Raw genomic sequence first — 22,235 nt, 5'->3', positions numbered from 1 at the left:
TTGAACAACATGGCTTCATTGCCGATTTTTGTCACTGTAGTAGAATGCGGTAGCTTTTCATTAGCGTCAAAACAGCTCAACTTAACCAAATCGGCAGTCAGCAAACGCATCAGCCAGCTTGAAGATGTCTTGGCTATTCGCCTATTCAATCGGACAACCCGCAAACTCAGCCTTACCGAAGCTGGACACCTATATTATGATTATGCGGTTCAATCTTTGCATTTAGCTCAACAGGGCCTTGATGCAGTATCAGAACTTCAAGGTACCCCTCAAGGCAAACTAAAAATCACCGCACCAATGTCTTTTGGTTGTTTACACATTGCTCCATTGATCAGTGAGTTTCTTGCCAATTACCCAGGAATAGATATTGATCTACAACTGGAAGATGCAATGGTCGATCTCGTTGAACATGGCTTTGATTTAGGGGTTCGTATTGGAGAGCTTTCACTATCAAATCTCATTGCAAAGCGACTGACCACTTGTAAAAGCGTCTTATGCTGTTCACCTTCTTATTTCCAACAATATGGTTCACCAACCAAACCCTCGGACTTAGTTGCACATAACTGCATCCGTTATGCCTATTTTCGTGGAGGGGTCGAATGGACTTTCTTTCACAATGGGCAAAAAGTAAAAGTACTTCCGAAAGGGAATGTGGTCGTCAATAACAGCGAAGCAATAAGGCAGCTATTATTAGGAGGGAGTGGAATCGCGCAGCTCCCTACTTTTATTGCAGCTCGTGACATCAAGAAAGGCATCTTGATGTCACTCATGGACGATTATTCACTGCCTGAACATGCTATATATGCAGTTTATCCTGAGCGTAAGCATTTACCACTCAAAGTACGGGTATTTATTGATTTTTTGAGTGAAAAGTTCGGCCATAGTACACCCTATTGGGATGAATACTAATGACTACAAAAAGTAAACTCATCTCAAACTTAACTCTCGGATATTGCATTAAACAAAATCAGTTGGTGCTAAATGTACGGCACTGATCGATATCACCACTTTCAAAACCTCTTTTGAACCAAGTAATTCTTTGCTCAGAGGTTCCGTGTGTAAAGGTTTCAGGCTGTACCGCTCGACCCACCATTTCTTGTAAACGATCATCGCCAACCGCATTCGCGGCTGCAATTCCCTCTTCCATATCACCAGGATCTAATAACTGCATTTCATTGTTAACATAATATCCCCATACACCTGCATAGCAATCCGCTTGCAATTCTAGTTTCACACTCAGCCGATTGGCTTCTATAGGAGGAGATTGACGCTTCAAGCGATGGACTTGATTACTAATACCAAGAAGGTTTTGTACATGGTGTCCTACTTCATGCGCAATAACATAAGCAAAAGCAAAATCACCCGGAGCTCCTAGATTTTTCAGTTCGTCCATAAAGCTCAAATCTAGGTATATTTTGCTGTCAGCTGGGCAATAAAATGGTCCAGATATCGCCTTACCTAAACCGCAAGCCGTCATCGTCGAATTACTGTACAAAACAAGAATAGGTTCTTGGTACCTATCAGGGAGCAAAGTCTGCCAAACATTTTCTGTTGTTCCCAAAATTGTGGCAACAAATTGGCCATGTTCGTCCTTTAAAGTTTGTGTCGTTTGTGCCTGTCCTGAAGAAAGGGTTCCCAATGAAGGAGAGTCTCTGGTTTGTTCTGTTGGTGAGATCCCCATCATGTCACCGATTAGGTTGTCATTTCCGATTAGAGTTTGATAACCAAAGTAAATAGCAGCACCGAATAACACAACTCGCCCCAACTTACTCTTCAAAAGAAAAGGAAAGAAACGAACAAGTTGCGTAGCCATAAACCCAGTAGTTCCAGAACTCCTCATTCTCTGCTGACCACGACGATCTTCAATATTTGAGCTTTGACGGCTTTTTCTCCAGCGCATAATAGAAATACCTTTTCACTAAAATATGTACCCAAGTGACCTCAAGGTGTTTGATTCAGAACGAGGTTACTTGGGTATAAAGCAAACTTTATGGACTCACATTAGTGCCAAAATGTTCTTCGCAAGTCACTTGGCTAGGCTGCCCTGCGGAATCATATCCGCAAAAATCGACCTCAAGAATGCCGTATTCTGTTCTTGCATCTGCTAGTTGCTGAATAAATTCTTCTTTTGAGACTTTCGTTTCACGATAAAAACTGGCGTAGGTCGGTGCATTAGCAAAAAAGCCTTGAGCAGTTCGAACTCTCGTATCGTTAGGAGGGAGTGTTGTTAATTGATTCTGCATAATGCTGCCATCTGGCATGTAGACTTGATATAAGACCGAATCGTCACCAATCAAAGTAGTCAAAGTATTAACTGTCAAACCAAACGTTTCATAGGCCCCAGCGAGTCCACCTTTACAATCAGAAGCACTTTGGTCTGCACTAAAAATTTTCTCATTACCATTCACACCGCAAACACCGGACCCAATCACATCGCTGTCATCGGCACACTCACTAACCACTTTTGCTGGATAAAGGAAAACATTACGCTGTTTAATACTATTGCCAATCACTTCTAAGTGAATAAAGCCTTTGTAGTGGTCATATCGATAAGGCCAACTATTGGAAATATTTGGGTTACCATCAGCTCCTAAAAAGGTATATTCTCCTACCCACCAGCCCTCTTCTCTTTTCCAAGGTTCAAAATCTAATAAATTTATCGCTTCTAAGTCACATTGCTCACTTTGTGCGATCTCTGCACCTTCGATCTCAATACCTTTGGTGACTTTTGTGTCGCTATCACACGCCGTCATCCATCCAGTAACTAAAAGACAAAACAATAAACGTTTAAACATGTAAGGCTTCTCCTAACTATTGTCTACCTATTTAATTTAGACCATCAAACAACAAATCACTCATTAAAGGTGAGCAATTTCATTTTTGACTCACTCTACCCACAAAACGCCAGGAGAGGTGCTTCAATTGATGATTATTATCACTAACAGGCCGCCATGTTGATTGAGCCGTCAAGCTTTAGTAACAAAAGTCATTTTCAGAACAACCTAGCAATAATATTCAACTACGCTTTGATTGCTTTCATCACCATGAACTGCGAGGAGTTGCAATGAAGTGTTCTAAGTTAGTCTCGTTTTTATTCACCGCTCTACCTGTTCTTTCTATCCAAGCCTTCGAGTTAGAAAGTACAGACATCACTAATGGCAAGTCTCTCAGCAAAGCCCAAATTTTCAATCAATGGGGCTGTATTGGAGAAAATAAATCTCCACAACTCAGCTGGAGTGCCGCACCTAAAGAAACAAAAAGCTTTGCCGTGACGATGTATGATCCTGACGCACCGACAGGAAGCGGTTGGTGGCATTGGCTAGTGGTAAATATCCCATCTGATCAAACAGGTCTAGCAGAAAATGCAGGTGCTCAAGGTGGTAAAAGCTTGCCTAAAGGTTCCAGTATGGTAACCAATGACTTTGGTTATAAAGGGTTCGGGGGGGCCTGTCCTCCGCCAAATTCAGCTCCACACAACTATCAAATCACTGTTTACGCATTGAATACCAATAAAATCGACTTACCTGAGCATGCTTCAGGAGCCCTCGCTGGCTATAACATCTTGCAACATGTTATCGATAAGGCAGTACTGACAGCTCCAACCAATATGAGATGAATGGTTTAATTTCGATGTTACTCTGCAGCAGATGATTTTTTCATTTTAGATTTTCTAATGTAAGTGTTGACAAACAATCTACGGAAGCATATATTCATTACACGAATTGCCGGATGGAGTTCGTAGAGACCAGAGTTTTGCCGATAAAGGGAAATAACCTGTACTCAAAATAAGGTAAGGACAATCATTGTAAATTAAAATCGATGATTTCTTTACACACATAAATCATCACGTATGTCGATAAAAGCTTATACGGCTTGAATACGTGTGTTATCTCCACGCACTGAGCGTTGAGAACTATTGCTTACTAAAAGGATAGTATTATGCGTAATGTAGATTTCTCTCCACTTTACCGTCATGCCATTGGGTTTGACCGTCTGCTCAATCACGTTGAAAGCAGCAACCATAAAGCTTCAACGAATGGTTACCCACCTTATAACATCGAATTGAAAGATGAAAATAACTACCGGATTACGATGGCTGTTGCAGGATTTTCTGAAGAATCATTAACCTTGATTCAAAATGAAAATGTTCTAATTGTTTCTGGTGAAATCCAGTCCAATGAGGCAAAACCTTCATATATTTATCAAGGCATTGCCGAACGAAACTTTGAACGTAAGTTCCAGCTTGCAGATTATGTCACTGTCACTGGTGCAAGCATGGAAAATGGGCTGCTTCACATAGAACTGATAAGAGAAGTACCGGAATCGATGCAAGCAAGAAAGATTCCCATCAGTCAGTAAATTTTATTAATCATTAAATTTTATTAATCAGAAAGTTATATCAGCTTCAAACAATGTGTTTCTCGCTGCCCAAAAGGGCCAAGCCATTTATGACGCCAGAGTCAAACAGGCTTTTTTACGTCTAATGGCATTGTCGAACAAACAACGAAGCTAGACGAATTAGAACCCCCAACGGGCCAAGCCACTTTAACCGTGTTCCGTTGTTCTCATTCTAATCGTCATAAAAAATTCAGATTACATTAGATAAGCTAATGCAAAACGAGGATATAAATATGGGTAAAATCATTGGTATTGACTTAGGTACAACTAACTCTTGTGTTGCAGTACTCGACGGCGACAAACCACGTGTTATTGAAAATGCGGAAGGTGAACGCACCACCGCATCTGTCATCGCCTACACCGACGGTGAGATACTTGTAGGTCAACCAGCAAAACGTCAAGCAGTTACAAATCCAACCAATACACTGTTTGCAATCAAACGTCTGATCGGTCGTCGCTTTGAAGACGAAGAAGTACAGCGTGATATTGAAATCATGCCATACAAAATCGTCAAAGCGGATAACGGTGATGCTTGGGTAGAAGCAAAAGGCCAAAAAATGGCGGCTCCTCAAGTCTCTGCTGAAGTACTGAAGAAAATGAAAAAAACCGCCGAAGATTTCCTAGGCGAAAAAGTCACAGGGGCTGTAATTACTGTACCAGCTTACTTTAATGATGCTCAGCGCCAAGCAACAAAAGATGCAGGCCGTATCGCAGGCTTAGAAGTTAAACGTATTATCAACGAGCCAACTGCTGCTGCATTGGCCTATGGCCTTGATAAATCAGGTGGTGACCGCACCATTGCAGTTTATGACCTTGGTGGTGGTACTTTTGACATTTCCATCATCGAAATCGATGAAGTTGAGGGCGAGAAAACCTTTGAAGTTCTTGCAACCAATGGTGATACCCATCTCGGTGGTGAAGATTTTGATAATCGAATGATCAACTACTTGGTTGACGAATTCAAAAAAGAGCAAGGCGTTAACTTGAAAAACGATCCCCTTGCGATGCAGCGAGTAAAAGAAGCCGCAGAGAAAGCCAAGATCGAGCTTTCTTCCACTTCACAGACAGACGTTAATTTGCCATACGTAACAGCCGATGCATCCGGGCCTAAACATATGAACATCAAGGTAACGCGTGCTAAGTTAGAATCTTTGGTTGAAGATCTGGTGCAACGTTCTTTAGATCCATTAAAAATCGCGCTTGCAGATGCCGAATTGTCTGTAAACGATATTACCGATGTTATCCTAGTCGGTGGTCAGACTCGTATGCCTTTGGTCCAAGCCAAAGTGGCTGAGTTCTTTGGCAAAGAGGCTCGCCGTGATGTCAACCCAGATGAAGCTGTTGCTATGGGTGCGGCAATACAAGGGGGTGTTCTTTCTGGAGATGTAAAAGATGTCTTGTTGCTCGATGTGACCCCTCTTTCTCTGGGGATTGAAACCATGGGCGGAGTGATGACGAAGTTGGTTGAGAAAAACACAACAATCCCGACCAAAGCGCAACAAGTCTTCTCTACGGCAGAAGACAATCAAAGTGCCGTCACCATCCACGTACTTCAGGGTGAACGTAAGCAAGCGTCTTTCAATAAATCACTTGGACAATTTAACTTAGAGGGTATTCAGCCTGCACCACGCGGCCTACCACAAGTTGAAGTAACATTTGATCTCGATGCAGATGGTATTCTTAATGTCTCAGCCAAAGATAAACAAACGGGTAAAGAACAGAAGATCACCATTCAAGCCTCAGGTGGTCTGAGTGATGAAGAAATCGAGAAAATGGTTCAGGAAGCAGAAGCTAACAAAGAAGCCGATCAGAAGTTCGAAGAACTCGCTGCGGCTCGCAACCAAGCAGACCAAATTGTTCATGGTACGCGTAAACAGTTAGAAGAAACTTCAGATGCCCTTCCTGCGGAAGAAAAAGAGAAAATTGAAGCTGCTATTTCTGCCTTAGAAACCGCGCGAAAAGGTGATGATAAAGACGATATTGATGCAAAAGTGCAAGATTTGATGACGGTATCTCAGAAATTGATGGAAATCGCACAACAAAAAGCACAAGCTCAACAATCTCAAGGCACGCAGGCAAACTCAGAGTCTCAAGAAGACGATGTCGTGGATGCTGAGTTTGAAGAAGTAAAAGACGAAAAGAAATAAGTACCACGATTGACTAGGCGGCTTTGGTCGCCTAATGTCTTTATCCAGCTTTTTGTATGTAGACGTTTGAGGCTAACTCAGGCGTCTTCTTTTCAATTAAACCAATTAAAATGAGCGGTGAATATGTCAAAACGAGACTATTACGAGATTTTGGGTATTCCTAAAGACACCCCCGTCAAAGACATCAAAAAAGCCTATAAAAAACTCGCCATGAAGTATCATCCAGATAAAAACCCGGATGATGAGACCGCAACCGAGAAGTTTAAAGAAATTAAAGAAGCTTATGAAGTTCTGACTGACAAAGAAAAACGCCAGCAATATGATCGCTTTGGTCACGCCGCTTTTGGCAACGGCTACGGGAATCACGAAGGACAGGCACAATACAGTCACGAAGGCTTTGAAGATATTTTCGGCGGTGCTTTTGGACGTGGTGGTCAAGGGTTTTCCGGCTTTGGCCAAGGTGCTGGTGGATTTGGTGGTTTTGAGGATATTTTTGGAGGTGCTCACAGCAGAAGCTCTCGCCCAAGAAAAGGCCAAGATCATGAATATACCTTTACTGTCGACTTTATCGATGCAATACAAGGTGCTGAACGTATTGTCGAATTGCCGATGGATGGCAAACAGAAAAAAATTAACGTCAAGATACCTGCGGGAATTAAAGATGGCGAAAAAATTCGTTTCGCAGGCAAAGGTGAAAAAGGGGTTAACGGTGGGCCAGATGGGGACCTACTTTTAATTGTTAATACTCGTCCACATGCTTATCTTGCGCGTGAAAATGACAATTTGCTTTGTACTAAGCATGTCAGCATGATCGACGCTGCCCTCGGAGGAGAAGTCGAGGTTCAAGTATTTAATAATCGCTACAAGCTAAAAATCCCCGCAGGCACTCAGAACGGACGTAAGATGAAAATGTCTGGTAAGGGTGTTAAAAACCGCAAAGGCATTACTGGTGACTTGATCGTAACCCTTAAGATAGATACTCCAACAAACCTTTCAGACAAACAAAAAGACCTTCTACACCAATTTCAAGAAGCCGTCTAATTTGAAGCAGCCTGATTGATACTTTTACCCTTATATACCCAAGTGACTTCAAGATGCTTGGTTCAGAGCGAGGTCGCTTGGGTAAGGGGCCGGTCTGAGACTTAATATCACGCCTTAGAATAACCGACGTTTCATACCGGCCTGCTCCATCACTCGCGTAGTGATCTCCTCAACCGACAGTGAAGAAGTATTAATATAGGGGATGGCTTCCCTTCTGAACAAAGCTTCAACAGTATCTAACTCCAATTTGCACTGTTCAGCACTGGCATAGTCACTCCCAGATAAACGATTTTCACGAATTTCGTTCAAACGTTCTGGATTAATAGTGAGACCAAATAGTTTATGTCGATAGATTTCAAACTCAGGCAACAAGCGCATCATTCCAATATCTTGAGCAATAAAAGGATAGTTAACAACCCTTAAACCAAACTGCATGGCCATATACAAACTGGTTGGTGTCTTGCCACTACGAGAAACCCCAAGAAGTATGATATCCGCTTCCTCCAATCCTTTTAGGGTCATCCCATCATCATGTGCCAATGTGTATTCAATCGCGGCAATACGATCAAAATACGTATCTGAATCCTTACTCACACTTCGAGAACGTTGCAGTTTAGGCTCGGGCACCATTTGTATATCGCTCTGCACCTTTTGCACAATACTGTCTAAAACGTCATAACAAAAAGCAGGTGCTTCACACAACTTTTGCCGTACATCAGGCAAGACAATGGAGAAAAAGACCAAGGGTTTCACGCCGTGGCGTTGGTATGAGGTTTCAATTTCTCTGATCACATCAATAACTTTGTCGACACTTTCGACAAACGGGAAGGCTTTTTCATTCGGTGTGAACGGAAACTGGCCTAAAACAACATGCCCGAGAGTTTCACATGTTATCGCTGTGCCATCAGAAACATAGAACACATCACGACTTTGACTATTAATTTGCATTTGTGTTTCGACTTTGAAAACTATTTGCTTAGGATAAGCAACATAATATTAATATATACAAAGGACCTCAAGGTGAATGGCGCAAGGATACTAACTTGGTTAAAAAATTCAGTAACGCCCTGAAAATCAGACTTTACTCAATATTGCCAATCCATCCTGCGAGATCCATTTTGACGCCCATTAAAAAAATTTTGGCTTACCGCTACGTGACTGAATCTTAAAGACACAATATTTTTTTATGTCATCACGTAAACGTTTGCTCTCTTAGTCCCTACATTTGCTGCAAGGTTTTGGAGAAAGACATGCAAAAGAATACCCTTTGGTTCAATGGCCTATCCATGAATGATGTCGACAAAGTCGGTGGAAAAAACGCTTCTCTTGGTGAGATGGTATCAAACCTAGACAGCCTTGGTGTGTCTGTCCCTAACGGCTTTGCGACAACTTCATACGCTTTTAATACGTTTTTAGACCATGAAAATCTAGACGAGCGTATTCATCAACTGCTGGATGAACTCAACGTTGATGACGTTGAAGCGTTACGTTCAACGGGTGCCAAAATTCGTCAATGGGTGCTGGATGCGCCCTTTCCTGCTGATTTAGAGCAAGACATCCGTGATAATTATGCTGAGCTTGTTTCCTCTGATCCTGATGTCTCTGTTGCCGTTCGCTCTTCAGCCACAGCAGAAGATTTACCTGATGCCTCTTTTGCGGGCCAGCAAGAGACTTTCCTTAATGTAAAAGGAATTGAAGCCGTGTTAGAAGCAACCAAGCACGTTTATGCTTCGTTGTTTAACGATCGAGCAATCTCCTATCGTGTTCACCAAGGTTTTGATCATCGTGGGATCTCTCTTTCTGCGGGTATTCAAACAATGGTGCGCTCAGATAAAGCCTCCTCTGGTGTCATGTTTACGCTAGACACGGAATCTGGGTTTGATCAAGTTGTATTTATCACTTCTTCTTGGGGGCTGGGCGAGATGGTGGTTCAAGGTGCGGTGAATCCCGATGAGTTTTACGTGCATAAACCTATGCTTGAAGCTGGCAATCACTCAATCGTAAAGAAAACGTTTGGCTCGAAACAAATCAAAATGATCTACGCCAATAGCCAAGAAATAGGTAAACAGGTTAATATTGTCGATACGTCAGAAACAGAACGCAATACCTTCTCTTTAAATGATGAAGAAATAACGCAACTTGCCAAACAAGCCATGATCATCGAGAAGCATTACCAACGTCCGATGGATATTGAATGGGCCAAAGATGGTGTAAACGGCAAGTTATATATTGTACAAGCACGCCCTGAGACCGTTTGTTCACAAGACGATCAGAATGTCATTGAACGTTATGAATTGAATGACAGAGCCGATGTTCTTGTCGAAGGACGAGCAATTGGTCAGCGTATTGGGCAAGGTACCGTGCGATTAGTGCAATCTTTAGATCAAATGTCATTGGTTCAAGAAGGCGATGTGTTAGTCACTGATATGACCGACCCCGATTGGGAGCCGGTAATGAAAAAAGCCTCTGCCATCGTTACCAACCGTGGTGGCCGTACTTGTCATGCTGCAATCATCGCCCGAGAGCTTGGTATACCAGCTATCGTTGGTTGCGGCGATGCAACAAGTAGACTGACCGATGAAACAACCGTAACGGTTTCTTGTGCTGAAGGTGAAACAGGGTATGTGTATCAAGGTGACTTACCGTTTGAAATCAAACGTTCCTCAGTCGATGCTTTACCTCTTCTACCAACGAAAGTCATGATGAATGTTGGTAACCCCGACCGTGCGTTTGATTTCGCTCAGATCCCAAATGAAGGCGTTGGGCTCGCTCGACTTGAATTTATTATCAACAAAATGATCGGTATTCACCCTAAAGCCTTACTCAATTTTGAACAACAAAGCGATGAAGTTAAAACTCAAATCAAAGAGCGTATTCGTGGTTATAACGATCCTATCGATTTCTACGTCAGCAAATTAACCGAAGGCATTGCAACCATTGCCTCTGCTTTCTGGCCTAAACGTGTCATCGTACGCATGTCAGACTTTAAATCAAATGAATACAGCAATTTAATCGGCGGAAAAACCTACGAACCTCATGAAGAAAATCCAATGCTGGGCTTCAGGGGGGCGTCTCGTTATATCTCACCTGTCTTTGAACAATGCTTCGAATTAGAAACACAAGCACTCAAGCGTGTACGTAACCAAATGGGACTTAAAAACGTAGAAATCATGATCCCATTTGTTCGCACGCCAAGTGAAGCGGCTTCGGTGATCGATATATTGGCAAAATTTGGTCTCCGACGTGGTGATGAAGGTTTAAAAGTCATCATGATGTGTGAGCTGCCATCAAATGCAATATTAGCTGAAGAGTTTTTAAAATATTTTGATGGGTTCTCCATTGGTTCCAACGATATGACCCAACTAACACTTGGGTTAGATCGAGATTCCGGAGATGTTGCGCATTTATTTGATGAGCGTAATCCTGCTGTTAAAGCAATGCTCAAAATGGCTATCGATGCAGCGACAAAAGCCGGTAAATACGTAGGCATTTGTGGGCAGGGGCCATCCGATCACGATGATTTAGCCGAATGGCTAATGGCTCAAGGGATTAGCTCTGTTTCTCTCAACCCAGACACCGTTATTGATACCTGGCTCAAATTAGGCAAAGTTAGTCAATAAAGACAGGTAATATATTTTATCAAAATAACTTTCCATAACAAAAAAACCTCCATTATTTCTAATGGAGGTTTTTTTATGCTAAAAAATAAACCAAAGTAGCATTCTGTTCCTAATTGATGTCAAGACTCGTGATAGTTGAGGTTAGACGACACAACTTATGATGATTTAGCCATAACTTGTGTAACATGCTCCAATTAAGCGGAATTAAGTCAGTAAACTTCTCCTTAAAAGCACGCTTACTTAACTCAAATCTTGACTTAAAATTCTCGGTATTAGGCTACTTTATTCTCAATTCGACGCTGTAAAAAAGAACCCAAACTTTCTCATTTAAAGCAGTTGATAGAGGATTATTTTAAAAATTAAATAACAAATTCATCATCTGCTGTCGCAGATTGTAAAGAATTGCCTATTATTAAAATAATTAAAGCTCATAGTAAGGAAGGAAAAACCCTCATGATGACACTCATTTTTTTACTATTACTCGCCGCGATGCTCAGCACATTTCTCGGGAAAAAAAGTGCTGGTTACGCTTTATTTGCTTCATCGGTAATCATTGGACTGTATTGGTTTAATCACCATGCAACCGATCAACTTTCGATTTTATTGTAAGAGGTAAATAAATATGAATCGTGCATCTTTATCTCTGTTTAATACCCTCGGTCTATTAGGTATTACGACTGTCCTACTCATCGGTTTTGTACTTCAGTTTGCCCTTAATGAACTACCTTGTCCTTTATGTTTATTACAACGTATAGGCTTCGTTATGGTCATGTTTGGTTTCTTGCTCAATGTGGTTTATGGTCCTGAGTCAAGACACTACGGAGTAATTATCATTGGTGCCCTATTCGGCATAATCACATCACTTAGACAGGTTTCTCTCCACGTAATTCCAGGGACACCTGAATATGGTAGTGCTGTTTTTGGTATGCATTATTACACATGGGCTTTTGTTCTATTCGTTGCTACTATATTTGCCGTTTCGGTAATACTAATGATGACGAATAAAGAAGAAAGCTCAGAACCATATCAAATGAATAGTTTTGGACGTATTGTGTGCCTACTCGCCATTACAGTTGTTGCACTGAATGTCATCAATGTTTTTGTTGAATGTGGTCCATACCAATGTCCAGATAACCCTGTTAGCTATTGGTTATTTAACTCATGATTACTTCACTAGCATCGAATTAAATTCATTTACTACGAAATTCTCTAATCACTACAGCGGTCAATTAATAACTCCTGTTAGTGGTTAGGGAATATATTCAACTAAACGCATTGGTTATAAAATCTTTTTACTTAAATTTCGGTTAGTTGACATTTATGAACAAAATTAAAGCTTTTATTGCTTATATTAATATACTCAACGTGCTAATATCAGCGGCTTTTTGAACGTCCTCACACTATTAATCGTACTAGTGTGGGGGAAATACACGGCCTTATTGGCCCTAAAAGCGAAGTGATTATGTCAAATATGACGAATTCCACCACCGATGCTACTGTTAAAAAAGCAGATTATTCTGCTATTCATCCCCCTTCCCTGTTACAACGTCTTGAACTTACCAACCCAGTATTCTGGTTGAGCGGCAGCTTTCTTACCCTATTTGTTATTCTTGCACTGACATATACCGATACACTGACCCGAGTGGTCAACACTGGCTTTGGTTTAGCGACTCAATACTTTGGCTCTTTTTGGCAAGTATTACTTCTTGTTAACTTTCTTATTGGTCTGGCTATAGCCTTAGGCCGTACAGGTTACGTTCGCCTTGGTGGTTTGACAAAACCTGATATTGATAACTTTAAATGGTTATCAATTGTTCTATGTACTCTACTTGCCGGTGGTGGCGTCTTTTGGGCAGCAGCAGAACCAATTGCACATTTTGTTAAAGCTCCACCATTATACGGTGACGCAGCACCGAAAACAGCCGCGCTCAATGCCCTCTCTCAATCTTTCATGCATTGGGGATTCCTTGCTTGGGCAATCCTAGGCTGCCTTTCTTCTGTTGTTCTTATGCATCTGCACTATGACAAAGGATTGCCTCTTAAGCCTCGTACTCTCCTTTATCCCATTTTTGGTAATAAAGCAATTAATGGCTGGATAGGAAACCTTGCTGATGCTTGTAGCATTATTGCCGTTGCAGCAGGAACCATTGGCCCAATTGGATTCTTAGGTCTTCAGATCAGTTATGCTTTGAATGAATTGTTTGGACTACCGGACACTTTTGTCACTCAAAGTCTCGTCATTTTAGCAGCAATACTCATGTATACATTATCGGCACTGAGTGGCGTTAGCAAAGGAATCCAATTAGTAAGTCGTTATAATATCATCTTGTCAGTCGCATTAATTGGTTATATTTTATGTGTAGGACCTACTAGCTTTATCATTGATGGATACGTTCAAGGTATCGGTCAAATGATCGACGACTTCTTTCCTATGGCCTTATATCGTGGTGATACAGGCTGGCTAAGTTGGTGGACCGTCTTCTTCTGGGGTTGGTTTATTGGTTATGGCCCGATGATGGCTATTTTTATTGCTCGTATTTCAAGAGGCCGTACAATTCGCCAACTTATATTATCAATAAGTATCGCAGCTCCTCTGATAACTTGCTTTTGGTTTAGTATTGTTGGTGGCAGTGGCTTGGCTTTTGAGCTAAGTAGCCCTGGGTTAATATCATCCGCTTTTGAAGGCTTCAACTTACCTGCCGTTTTGCTTGCCATCACATCTCAGCTACCATTTCCAATGGTAATTTCTGTTTTATTTTTGATTCTGACAACGACGTTTATCGTCACAACAGGCGACTCAATGACCTATACGATTAGTGTAGTTATGACTGGAACCACAGAACCTAATGCTTTGGTAAGAAGCTTTTGGGGTATAATGATGGGGCTCGTTGCAATTGCACTAATTTCTATGGGATCGGGGGGAATTTCTGCCCTGCAATCTTTTATAGTAGTAACTGCAGTACCCGTTTCTTTCATTTTGTTACCGAGTATCTGGAAAGCGCCAAGTATTGCTAACAAAATGGCAAAAGAGCAAGGATTGATCTAACACCTGATTGTGTGGTTATTTCTGGTTTACTAATAAACTTCAAAGCCGCTGTAGAAATACAGCGCTTTTTTTTACCCACTTCCTTTAAAGGGCCATAATTTAGACAATGTCTACAATTGATTCCAAATGGCTGTATCCAAGTAACCTTAAATAACAAAAAGCAGCTTGAAAGCTGCTTTTTTGTTAGATCTTAATTTATGCTTTTTTAAGATCCTTAGTTGGGTAAGTTAACGTTTCTTGGCTTGTTTTAACGTGCGTGTAAGAACCGCCACTACTTTGGCCTGTCACAACCAATTCACCAAGATTAATCCCTTTTATTGCAACAACAACATCACCAATTGAGTACACCTTAAATACCTTCTTATGCAAACCAAATTTGTTAGCTGTATTTAAGCTGAATTTCATTCAATCAACTAATCAGATTTTTTATCGTCAAGATTAGTTTATTTTGTAATAACATTAATCATTTCTAATGCTATACACACGTTATTGTTTAGCTCAATAAAAAATCAATTAATACCATAGATTTAATAACCACAACCAGTCACTATTCTCCCTTCTTCTCGAATATTGGCACTATTATTAAGTTCATTTTTAAAGTTTTGATATCTAGTCTTAGTAATGCGATGAGAAGTAAAAGCACTTTGCAAGCTTTCTTCAGCTTTGCTTACAGACAATGCATTATTTTCCTTAACGTAAACATAAGCAGCCTTTTGATTTAAGCTCTCTTCACTCAATCCTTTACCGAAATAACTGCGATTTTGTGGAAGGTAGGAAACTCTAGCACTTTCAATTAAGTCCCATTGACTTAATTGATCTTCAAATAAAGGCATGCATGATTGACAAGGTATTTGGTTAACGTAAACATCAAGCTCTCCACCCGATGTAATCACCCCCGCATTAATGTCTTTCTCAATCCTGCGTAGTGCTTTAATCTCAGCATCATTAGCTTGAGCATAAGAAGAAGCTCTAAAATAACGGTCCACTGTTTCATAGTCACTTTGAGAAATTTTACCCGTCACTAGTACTTCACTTTCATTTCTCATCTCGCTCTCTGACCATTGCTTAAAGCGTTCTTTAGCTTCAGCATCATCTCGCAGACTTTTGGCAATCGGTGACTCACCACTATAGGAATGGTAAGTACGAGTTACTTGTTCACCACTGGGTAAACTATAGCGATATTCAAACCTTGCGATTGATTTCTTTTGTAATAAAACCAAACCTGGATCAACTTCGGCTTTAGTAACCTGACCATTCACTAAAGCTCCTTCTCCATTAGCAACCATACTGTTGGTCGCTCTAGCATAAGAAGCAGTTATACGATCAAACGTATCGTTAATATGCTGAGGCACTAAACTATGAGGGTTGGTCACTTTAACAATTTCAACTACAGCAGCCAAACCATTGGATGACGCTACTACAACTGAAATCAAAAGTAGGTTTTTAATAAATGTTTTCATATTTCACCTTAATCCAAATCGACTGAACAAATTTCAGTTAAAAAGCCTTCCTGACTGGCAGCAAACTCTTCTTCGGTCCAAGCTGCTTCTGTCGAAAATTCACCTGCTGCTGAAGTGGTGAAGAAATCTACTGTGGCTAATCCATCCATAACCAAAGCCACTGGCATTAATACTTCAAATAAGTGCCCTAAGATGCCTTGCTGTTGACTACTATGACTTTGTTTTGGAACAATCGCTTGACGGTATTCAGAAATATACCAATCCCATAACGCACGATCAGTCATATCGACATAACATCGTTTATTCGTTTCTATCGGATAACGAGAATGCTCATCTCTGCTACAAGGTGGATCAACATATCCATACTTATCTATCATAGCGGAAGATAGCCTTGCTAAACGGTAATGAGTTCTTAGATATTTACGATTAAGATTATAAGGTTGAATTTCTGTATTAATTGAGCTATTCAAAACTTGTAGTAAGTATTCTTTATCACTATTCCATATATCCTTTAAAGAGAATACATCATTCATAAATCTATCGACGACATCTACTCGAATAGCATTTACTTTCCATTCTTCTTCAGGAATTAAAATGCTTTTTTCACGCACTATCTGAGCACCTAAAGCAAGTTTGGAAATCAATGTATGAATATTATCGCTGTAACGATCATCTTCATACATATATATTTGATAAGCTTTATAAAATATGTCTGGATCAACTTGTGCTTTAACGACACTGGCTCTTACAACATTAGATTCACTGTCTCTAAAACGAACACCATTATGCACAGGATTTAACTCCTCGGAGCTAAATAATTGAGACCTTGCTTTAGTAAAACCTGCTTCTTTAGTAATGAGGTTGTAGCCAGTTTGGTTACTTAAGTTTACATTGTAATACTGCTGAAAATCTCCCCAAGCACTAGCCCAAGCCAAATCATTGATAATCCATGCATTATCTTTTCTTAATTCAGAGTAAGGTGAATCAGGATTCTGTAAGAATATTGCCTTAAGCGATATATCAGAGTAGGTTTGCCCTTTATCATAATAATGAAGTGCTTTTGTTAATGTATCTGCTTTGTAGTCAGCACTTAAAGATAGCCCACTGACTAAGCTAATACATATGGCTACAAATGACTTTTTTTTCATAAATATTCCTTATTATCATTATTGATTAATTAGCAAAAAATAAAATAACATTAATCAATAATAGGATGGAATTCATGTATATAACACAATTATCAACAAGTAAACATAAAACCATTGTTATGATTAAATAATACAAATTTAAATATAAATTAAGTGTTTTTTAAGGAAATGAAAAAATAGGAACAGTTATTAAAAACAATGTTATATATAATATTATTCTAATGTGATTATATAAACATTTTTCAATATTGCATTCGTAATAGAATAATTTTCATTGCGATCATACTTTCAAATAAATTTAATGTAGCAGTCTCATTAATAATATCTGCCCTAAATAAGTAAGATATGAATTTCGCGATCTTACCAGCAAAATTTTTTGCAGAAGCATACTATGCTTAGAAGATTAAATCACTTTAAAGAGAGTATGACATTGAAATACAAACATATCCTAGTTGCCCTAGAGCTATGTGACGAGAGTAAAACTCTTATTGATCGTGCTGTTTCTATGGCAAGTTACTTTGATGCGGATATTTCCTTCATTCACCTTGATGGTACTCACGGGGAAATTTATCATGAGCTAGTTGACATCGTTAAAAATCCTGAACAGCGCCCGGTAAACCAACACACGATGCAAGGTTTACAAGAGTTTAAGGACTACATCGACCACCCCTTAAAACATTTCTTTGTTGGAACAGGTGACTTAGCAGATAAACTAGAAGTAACGATAAGAGAACAAAAGGTCGACCTATTACTATGCGGTCATCATCAAGACTTCTGGAGCAAGCTTATTTCATACTCAAGACATCTAATCGATAGATCTCCTGTTGATATCCTAGTTGTTCCCCTACAAGATTAAAGTAGAATCACATCGCGATCTTACGAAGTATCGATGAATTTATATCGATTAAGATCGCCCTGAATACTTGCACAAATAAACTAAAAAGGTACCGAAAGCTTATCATGAAACAAATAGGCTCAAATGCACTCATTATTGAAGGTGGTACGATGCGTGGGATACTTTCTTACGGCATACTAGACCTCTCCTCAACTCAATACTTCTCTTCATTTGATAGCTTTTGGGACGCCTCAGCTGGCGCAAGTAATTTAGCCTCTTTTCTTACCAACATGACAGGAGAAACTATAAAATCTATCTGGAAGAACTGGGCCATGAGACGATCAAACTATGGTATGGGCACACTCCACTCGAAATGATATAAACCGATTTCAAGTGGCGAACTAGTTGCTTAATTGGCTTTAGCTATGTTTTAAAACCAACCTGAAATGAGTCTTTTCAACCAATCTATACAACGTTTAAATATACTACCCTGTTCGACATTTTCTAAGGTAACTAGCTCAGTTTCGTTCACTGTATCACCATCAACCTGGTACACTACTTTACCGACAACTTGGTTCTTCCCTAACGGCGCAACCAGCTCTTCTGAATATACCAGCTCCGCATCCAATTTATTTAATTCGCCTTTTAATAAAGTGAGGTGTACATCCTTTGACACGCCAACTTTAACCTCATCAAGTTGCCCCATCCAAACTTTGGCTTGCCCAATGTGCTCCTTAGCTCGAGTCGGAATCACCGTATCATAAAACCGAAAACCATAGCTGAGCAGTTGCTTACTTTCTAATTCTCTAATATTCGGACTTTTCGCTCCCATAACAACCGCAATCAAACGCATATCTCCTTGGGTAGCTGAAGTTGCAAGACTGTATCCTGCACCACTCGTATAACCCGTTTTCATACCATCGACATTCATACTGCGATCTCGCAATAAACCATTGCGGTTATATTGAGTAATACCATTGTAGGTAAACGAACGTTCGCTATACAAAGAATAGATATCCGGTAAGTCACGAATAATAGCTCGACCTAACTCTGCAATATCTCTTGGTGTGGAATATAGGCCATTACTATCTAAACCATGTGGATTTGTAAAAGCGGAGTTGTTCAAACCAAGTTTTTCTGCCCACCCATTCATTAAACCCACAAAGCCAGCTTCGCTACCTGCGACATGTTCGGCAATAGCAACACTCGCATCATTGCCAGATTGAATGATCAAACCACGATACAAATCAGCCAACGGTACGGTATTGCCAACCTCAATAAACATTTTTGAGGAGTCTGGAAAGTTCTTTGCCCAAGCATTTTTACTGATAACCACTTGATCATTCATACTTATATTACCAGATTTCATCTCTTGCCCAGCAACATAAGCTGTCATAAGTTTGGTCAAACTTGCTGGGTTTAATCTCTGGTTAGCATCTCGCTCCGCCAAAACTTTGCCAGTATTAAAATCCATTAAAATATACCCACGAGCACTAAGTTCTGGTGGATTTGGTACGATTGTGGGTGTGGCAAAACCCAGCGAAGAAACCGCCAAAAAGGCGATCGTAGTCACTGTGTTAGATAGCGTTTTTTCTCTCATGACGGTCTTCTGTGATTTTTAAACTGACAAACTCAGTGAGTATATGACAACGCCATTTAGTTTCAGCATTCCAGTTACTTTTAGTTACTGTAACTCGATATTTGTCGAAAAGAATGAGATACAGGTTGCATTTTGACCGATTTTCGATGAAATTAAAAACGCCCTTACACTTATGTAAAGGCGATATAATATCATCGTAACCTCAGCATTCTAAGATCAGAGGAAAACCTGTTGAAAACGAGGTAGATAAACGTCAAAGTTACAAGTCAAATTACAGTACTAAGCCACCATCAATTTTAAGTACTTGTCCAGTAATATAACTACTGTTTTCTGATGTAAGAAAAGAGACACCTTGAGCGATATCTTTTACTGATCCCATTCTTCCTAATGGCGTTTTACTTTCCATCATATGAATGACTTTTTCAGGCAAATCTTTGGTCATATCTGTTGCAATAAAACCTGGAGCAACACAGTTAACACGTATTTGCGCCCCTTTTCGAGCTAGCTCTTTCGCCCAGCCTTTGCTCATGGCAATCACCCCACCTTTGCTGGCACCATAGTTACTCTGACCAATGTTGCCGTCGGTACCAACAATTGAGGAAATATTGACGATGCTGCCAGAGCCTTGCTTAAGCATGACTGAAGCGACTTGCTGAGTGAGCAAAAAGACCGCTTTCAAATTGACATCGATGACACTATCCCAGTCCTGCTCTAACATATCAGGTAATAAGGCATCTCGGGTAATACCGGCATTGTTCACTAACGCATCGATCCTACCATATTGTTGGGCGATCTTTTCTACCGTTTCTCCTACAGCCTCTCCATCACATAAGTTGACTCGATGGCTTGCAAGCTGCTCAGAGTGCCCCCAATCAACAGGTGATACGTCCAGCCCAACAACATGAAAGCCATCTTCCAATAGTTGTTCACAAATTGCTTGGCCAATGCCACGAGCTGCACCAGTGACGACTGCTACTTTCTCAGGTTTCATCTTGGTCTTCCTCAAATGTTGAGATTAAAAATGTACCTTGCTCATCGCGTTTTATTTTTATACCTAGCTATTGATTGACGTTACACTATACGCATGAGCTTTCCTATCCTTATTGCTTAATCAAACTATAGCAGCTTTTTAACAGTTGGTTATAAAACCATCGATATATCGTCATGATTAGTTTATAAAATAATACTCCCTCTTCTTTACTCGATCTGTTCATCTTTCGAGGTTGATTGTTGTTCGATATAAAAACGTTTGAGTGGGGTAATGGTTTGATAACTATTGTCCTGATTAGGCAGCAAGATCACATTAAAACCTAGATTACAATATTCTCAATTATCGCTCTAACACTTAAGTTTACAGAGCAACATTCCAATTGGTATTTGTAACCAAGTGAATTCGAGATACTTGGGGGTACCTCTACGTTGTCTCACATCCAAATTAATAGGGGTTAATATGAATCAAGCATATATCGATGCTGCCACAACATTACAGCAATGTACCTTGGGGCCCTCCCAAGCTGATATTCATCACTACCTTCAAGCCGATGGTCTTGAAAATTGGATTGCGCAGCAAGCATCACTGCCGCCTTCTTCTTGGTTGCAAATATTCAAACAAGATGAACTCAGCACGCCAAATTTAGGCCACCGACTTTATTTCGCTAGCAGTTGGACAAAAATGACCACAGAAGGACAAGACATTCTTCGTCAACGTATTGCCTACACACTCTCTCAGTTGTTTGTAGTGAGTGTAAAAGATCCTGCCTTTAAAAATGCCTCCAAACGTCAATATATGTGCCAATACTTTGATGGTTTCATGAAGCATGCCTTCGCTAACTTTCGTGATGTCATTCGCTTTGTTTCAACATCTCCGATCATGGGGGAATATCTGACCTTGGTGAACAACGTTGCTAACGCGACAACCGCTCCCGATGAAAATTACGCCCGAGAGCTACTACAGTTATTTACTCTCGGCCCAGTTCGCTTAGATAACAATGGCGATGTTCAACGGGACAGCAACGGCAATGACATCCCTTCTTATACCCAAGAAGACATTGAGCAATTGGCCAGAGTTTTTACTGGTTGGAAGTTCATTAACATTCGTGGTGATGAAAAGTATGCCCACCCAATGCAAGCTCGTGGCACTCATGATACCGGTGAAAAGCGCATATTAGGGACCACATTTCCTGCAGGCGTTGATGCTAAAAGTGAACTCAACTCGGTCATTGAACTGCTAATGCAGCAAGATACCCTCTATACCTTTGTCAGCAAATTCTTTATCAATAAATGGGTGAAAAGCAATCCAAATGGAGAGTATGTTCAACGAGTACGCGATGCATTTCAGCAATCCAATGGTGATATTCAAACCTTGGTCACCGCAATACTCACCGACCCGCACGCGCGTACAGCCAATACCTATGCAGGGAAGTTACGTGATCCTATCTGTGTGTTTACCCATGCAATGCGAGCCCTACAGCTGCAGCGACGTGAGGGGGTTGCCATGTGGTCAAAACAGTTTGCGCGATATGGTCGTATGTTACCTCTTTCCGCGCCCTCCGTTTTTTATTATTACCAGCCCGATGATGCTCCAAGTCATGTCGACTTCAATGGATTATCTGCCCCTGAATTCAATGTCTATCAATGGCATGACGTTTACCAATACGGCAATCAATTTAAAGAACTGATCATCCGTGTTAGTGAAGAGGGTAAAAGTTGGCACATGGACCCGGCTCTATTTCATTTATACCTTGAATTTCAGGATGAAGCAGTTGTGGATTACTTAAATCAACACCTATTTGCTTACCAAATGAATCAAACCTCTCGTCAGCACTATCTTAATTATCTTGCTCAATGCACCGTCCGCAAATCAACACGCCGACAAGAGCTTAAACACCTCGTCATGAACGCACTGCTTTCACCGGAATTTGTTACTCAGGGGTAATCATT

Annotated in this window: 20 protein-coding genes; 12 read left to right on the top strand and 8 right to left on the bottom strand. The window is 40.5% G+C overall.

What is annotated here, in order from left to right:
• On the top strand, positions 1–909 hold the full coding sequence (locus VSA01S_RS07355) for a LysR family transcriptional regulator (protein WP_083932261.1): 909 nt from the start codon (positions 1–3) through the stop codon (positions 907–909).
• Between the two features lie 58 nt (positions 910–967).
• Here VSA01S_RS07355 and ypfJ read toward each other — a convergent pair whose 3' ends face one another.
• Both ypfJ and VSA01S_RS07345 read right to left on the bottom strand, forming a co-directional pair.
• Positions 968–1,900, bottom strand: coding sequence for a KPN_02809 family neutral zinc metallopeptidase (ypfJ, locus tag VSA01S_RS07350; protein WP_039981786.1), 933 nt, complete (start codon positions 1,898–1,900; stop codon positions 968–970).
• 88 nt (positions 1,901–1,988) lie between these two features.
• Positions 1,989–2,795, bottom strand: coding sequence for a hypothetical protein (locus VSA01S_RS07345; protein ID WP_039981785.1), 807 nt, complete (start codon positions 2,793–2,795; stop codon positions 1,989–1,991).
• A gap of 269 nt (positions 2,796–3,064) precedes the next feature.
• Here VSA01S_RS07345 and VSA01S_RS07340 point away from each other — a divergent pair, with 269 nt between their 5' ends.
• The 4 genes from VSA01S_RS07340 (at position 3,065) to VSA01S_RS07325 (ending at position 7,586) form a co-directional block, all read left to right on the top strand.
• Positions 3,065–3,616 carry a YbhB/YbcL family Raf kinase inhibitor-like protein gene (locus tag VSA01S_RS07340; protein ID WP_039981784.1) on the top strand — a complete coding sequence of 184 codons (552 nt, stop codon included), beginning with the start codon at positions 3,065–3,067 and terminating at the stop codon, positions 3,614–3,616.
• Positions 3,617–3,939: 323 nt separating this feature from the next.
• Positions 3,940–4,359, top strand: a complete 420-nt coding sequence (locus VSA01S_RS07335) for an Hsp20 family protein (RefSeq protein ID WP_039981783.1) — start codon at positions 3,940–3,942, stop codon at positions 4,357–4,359.
• 272 nt (positions 4,360–4,631) lie between these two features.
• On the top strand, positions 4,632–6,545 hold the full coding sequence (dnaK, locus tag VSA01S_RS07330) for a molecular chaperone DnaK (protein ID WP_039981782.1): 1,914 nt from the start codon (positions 4,632–4,634) through the stop codon (positions 6,543–6,545).
• 123 nt (positions 6,546–6,668) lie between these two features.
• A complete protein-coding gene (locus tag VSA01S_RS07325) occupies positions 6,669–7,586 on the top strand; it encodes a DnaJ C-terminal domain-containing protein (RefSeq protein ID WP_039981781.1) in 918 nt (305 codons plus the stop codon).
• 114 nt (positions 7,587–7,700) lie between these two features.
• Here VSA01S_RS07325 and ppsR read toward each other — a convergent pair whose 3' ends face one another.
• Entirely contained in the window at positions 7,701–8,534 is an 834-nt protein-coding gene (ppsR, locus tag VSA01S_RS07320; protein WP_039981780.1) for a posphoenolpyruvate synthetase regulatory kinase/phosphorylase PpsR, read from the bottom strand.
• Positions 8,535–8,836: 302 nt separating this feature from the next.
• On the opposite strand from ppsR, the gene ppsA reads away from it, so the two are divergent.
• From ppsA to VSA01S_RS07305, 4 genes are all read left to right on the top strand, one after another.
• A complete protein-coding gene (gene ppsA / locus VSA01S_RS07315; protein ID WP_039981779.1) occupies positions 8,837–11,206 on the top strand; it encodes a phosphoenolpyruvate synthase in 2,370 nt (789 codons plus the stop codon).
• A gap of 453 nt (positions 11,207–11,659) precedes the next feature.
• Positions 11,660–11,815, top strand: a complete 156-nt coding sequence (locus VSA01S_RS19950; RefSeq protein WP_039981778.1) for a DUF5993 family protein — start codon at positions 11,660–11,662, stop codon at positions 11,813–11,815.
• Between the two features lie 13 nt (positions 11,816–11,828).
• Positions 11,829–12,371, top strand: a complete 543-nt coding sequence (locus tag VSA01S_RS07310; RefSeq protein WP_039981777.1) for a disulfide bond formation protein B — start codon at positions 11,829–11,831, stop codon at positions 12,369–12,371.
• 297 nt (positions 12,372–12,668) lie between these two features.
• On the top strand, positions 12,669–14,252 hold the full coding sequence (locus VSA01S_RS07305; RefSeq protein WP_039981776.1) for a BCCT family transporter: 1,584 nt from the start codon (positions 12,669–12,671) through the stop codon (positions 14,250–14,252).
• A gap of 195 nt (positions 14,253–14,447) precedes the next feature.
• Here VSA01S_RS07305 and VSA01S_RS07300 read toward each other — a convergent pair whose 3' ends face one another.
• From VSA01S_RS07300 to VSA01S_RS07290, 3 genes are all read right to left on the bottom strand, one after another.
• Positions 14,448–14,657 (bottom strand): hypothetical protein, encoded by a 210-nt coding sequence (locus tag VSA01S_RS07300; protein ID WP_145993893.1) that lies wholly within the window; start codon positions 14,655–14,657, stop codon positions 14,448–14,450.
• Between the two features lie 122 nt (positions 14,658–14,779).
• The gene (locus VSA01S_RS07295; RefSeq protein WP_050567362.1) at positions 14,780–15,712 is read right to left on the bottom strand and encodes a hypothetical protein; all 933 of its coding nucleotides are present in this window, start codon (positions 15,710–15,712) and stop codon (positions 14,780–14,782) included.
• 8 nt (positions 15,713–15,720) lie between these two features.
• Positions 15,721–16,860, bottom strand: a complete 1,140-nt coding sequence (locus tag VSA01S_RS07290) for a hypothetical protein (RefSeq protein ID WP_039981775.1) — start codon at positions 16,858–16,860, stop codon at positions 15,721–15,723.
• 430 nt (positions 16,861–17,290) lie between these two features.
• Between VSA01S_RS07290 and VSA01S_RS07285 the strand changes: the two genes are divergently transcribed.
• Both VSA01S_RS07285 and VSA01S_RS07280 read left to right on the top strand, forming a co-directional pair.
• Positions 17,291–17,716 carry a universal stress protein gene (locus tag VSA01S_RS07285; RefSeq protein WP_039981797.1) on the top strand — a complete coding sequence of 142 codons (426 nt, stop codon included), beginning with the start codon at positions 17,291–17,293 and terminating at the stop codon, positions 17,714–17,716.
• Positions 17,717–17,820: 104 nt separating this feature from the next.
• Positions 17,821–18,072: a patatin-like phospholipase domain-containing protein gene (locus VSA01S_RS07280; protein WP_039981774.1), complete on the top strand. Its 252-nt coding sequence runs from the start codon at positions 17,821–17,823 to the stop codon at positions 18,070–18,072.
• A 53-nt stretch (positions 18,073–18,125) separates the two neighbouring features.
• Here VSA01S_RS07280 and VSA01S_RS07275 read toward each other — a convergent pair whose 3' ends face one another.
• Together VSA01S_RS07275 and VSA01S_RS07270 are read right to left on the bottom strand one after the other, a co-directional pair.
• Entirely contained in the window at positions 18,126–19,295 is a 1,170-nt protein-coding gene (locus tag VSA01S_RS07275) for a D-alanyl-D-alanine carboxypeptidase family protein (RefSeq protein WP_039981773.1), read from the bottom strand.
• 271 nt (positions 19,296–19,566) lie between these two features.
• A complete protein-coding gene (locus VSA01S_RS07270; protein ID WP_039981772.1) occupies positions 19,567–20,286 on the bottom strand; it encodes a beta-ketoacyl-ACP reductase in 720 nt (239 codons plus the stop codon).
• Between the two features lie 459 nt (positions 20,287–20,745).
• Between VSA01S_RS07270 and VSA01S_RS07265 the strand changes: the two genes are divergently transcribed.
• Positions 20,746–22,230: a DUF1800 family protein gene (locus tag VSA01S_RS07265; RefSeq protein ID WP_039981771.1), complete on the top strand. Its 1,485-nt coding sequence runs from the start codon at positions 20,746–20,748 to the stop codon at positions 22,228–22,230.
• Positions 22,231–22,235: the final 5 nt, after the last annotated feature.

Source organism: Vibrio sagamiensis NBRC 104589, assembly GCF_007990935.1.
Classification (GTDB): Bacteria; Pseudomonadota; Gammaproteobacteria; order Enterobacterales; family Vibrionaceae; genus Vibrio; species Vibrio sagamiensis.
The sequence above is the reverse complement of the archived record's forward strand: the minus strand, read 5'-3'. Positions and strand labels throughout refer to the sequence as shown.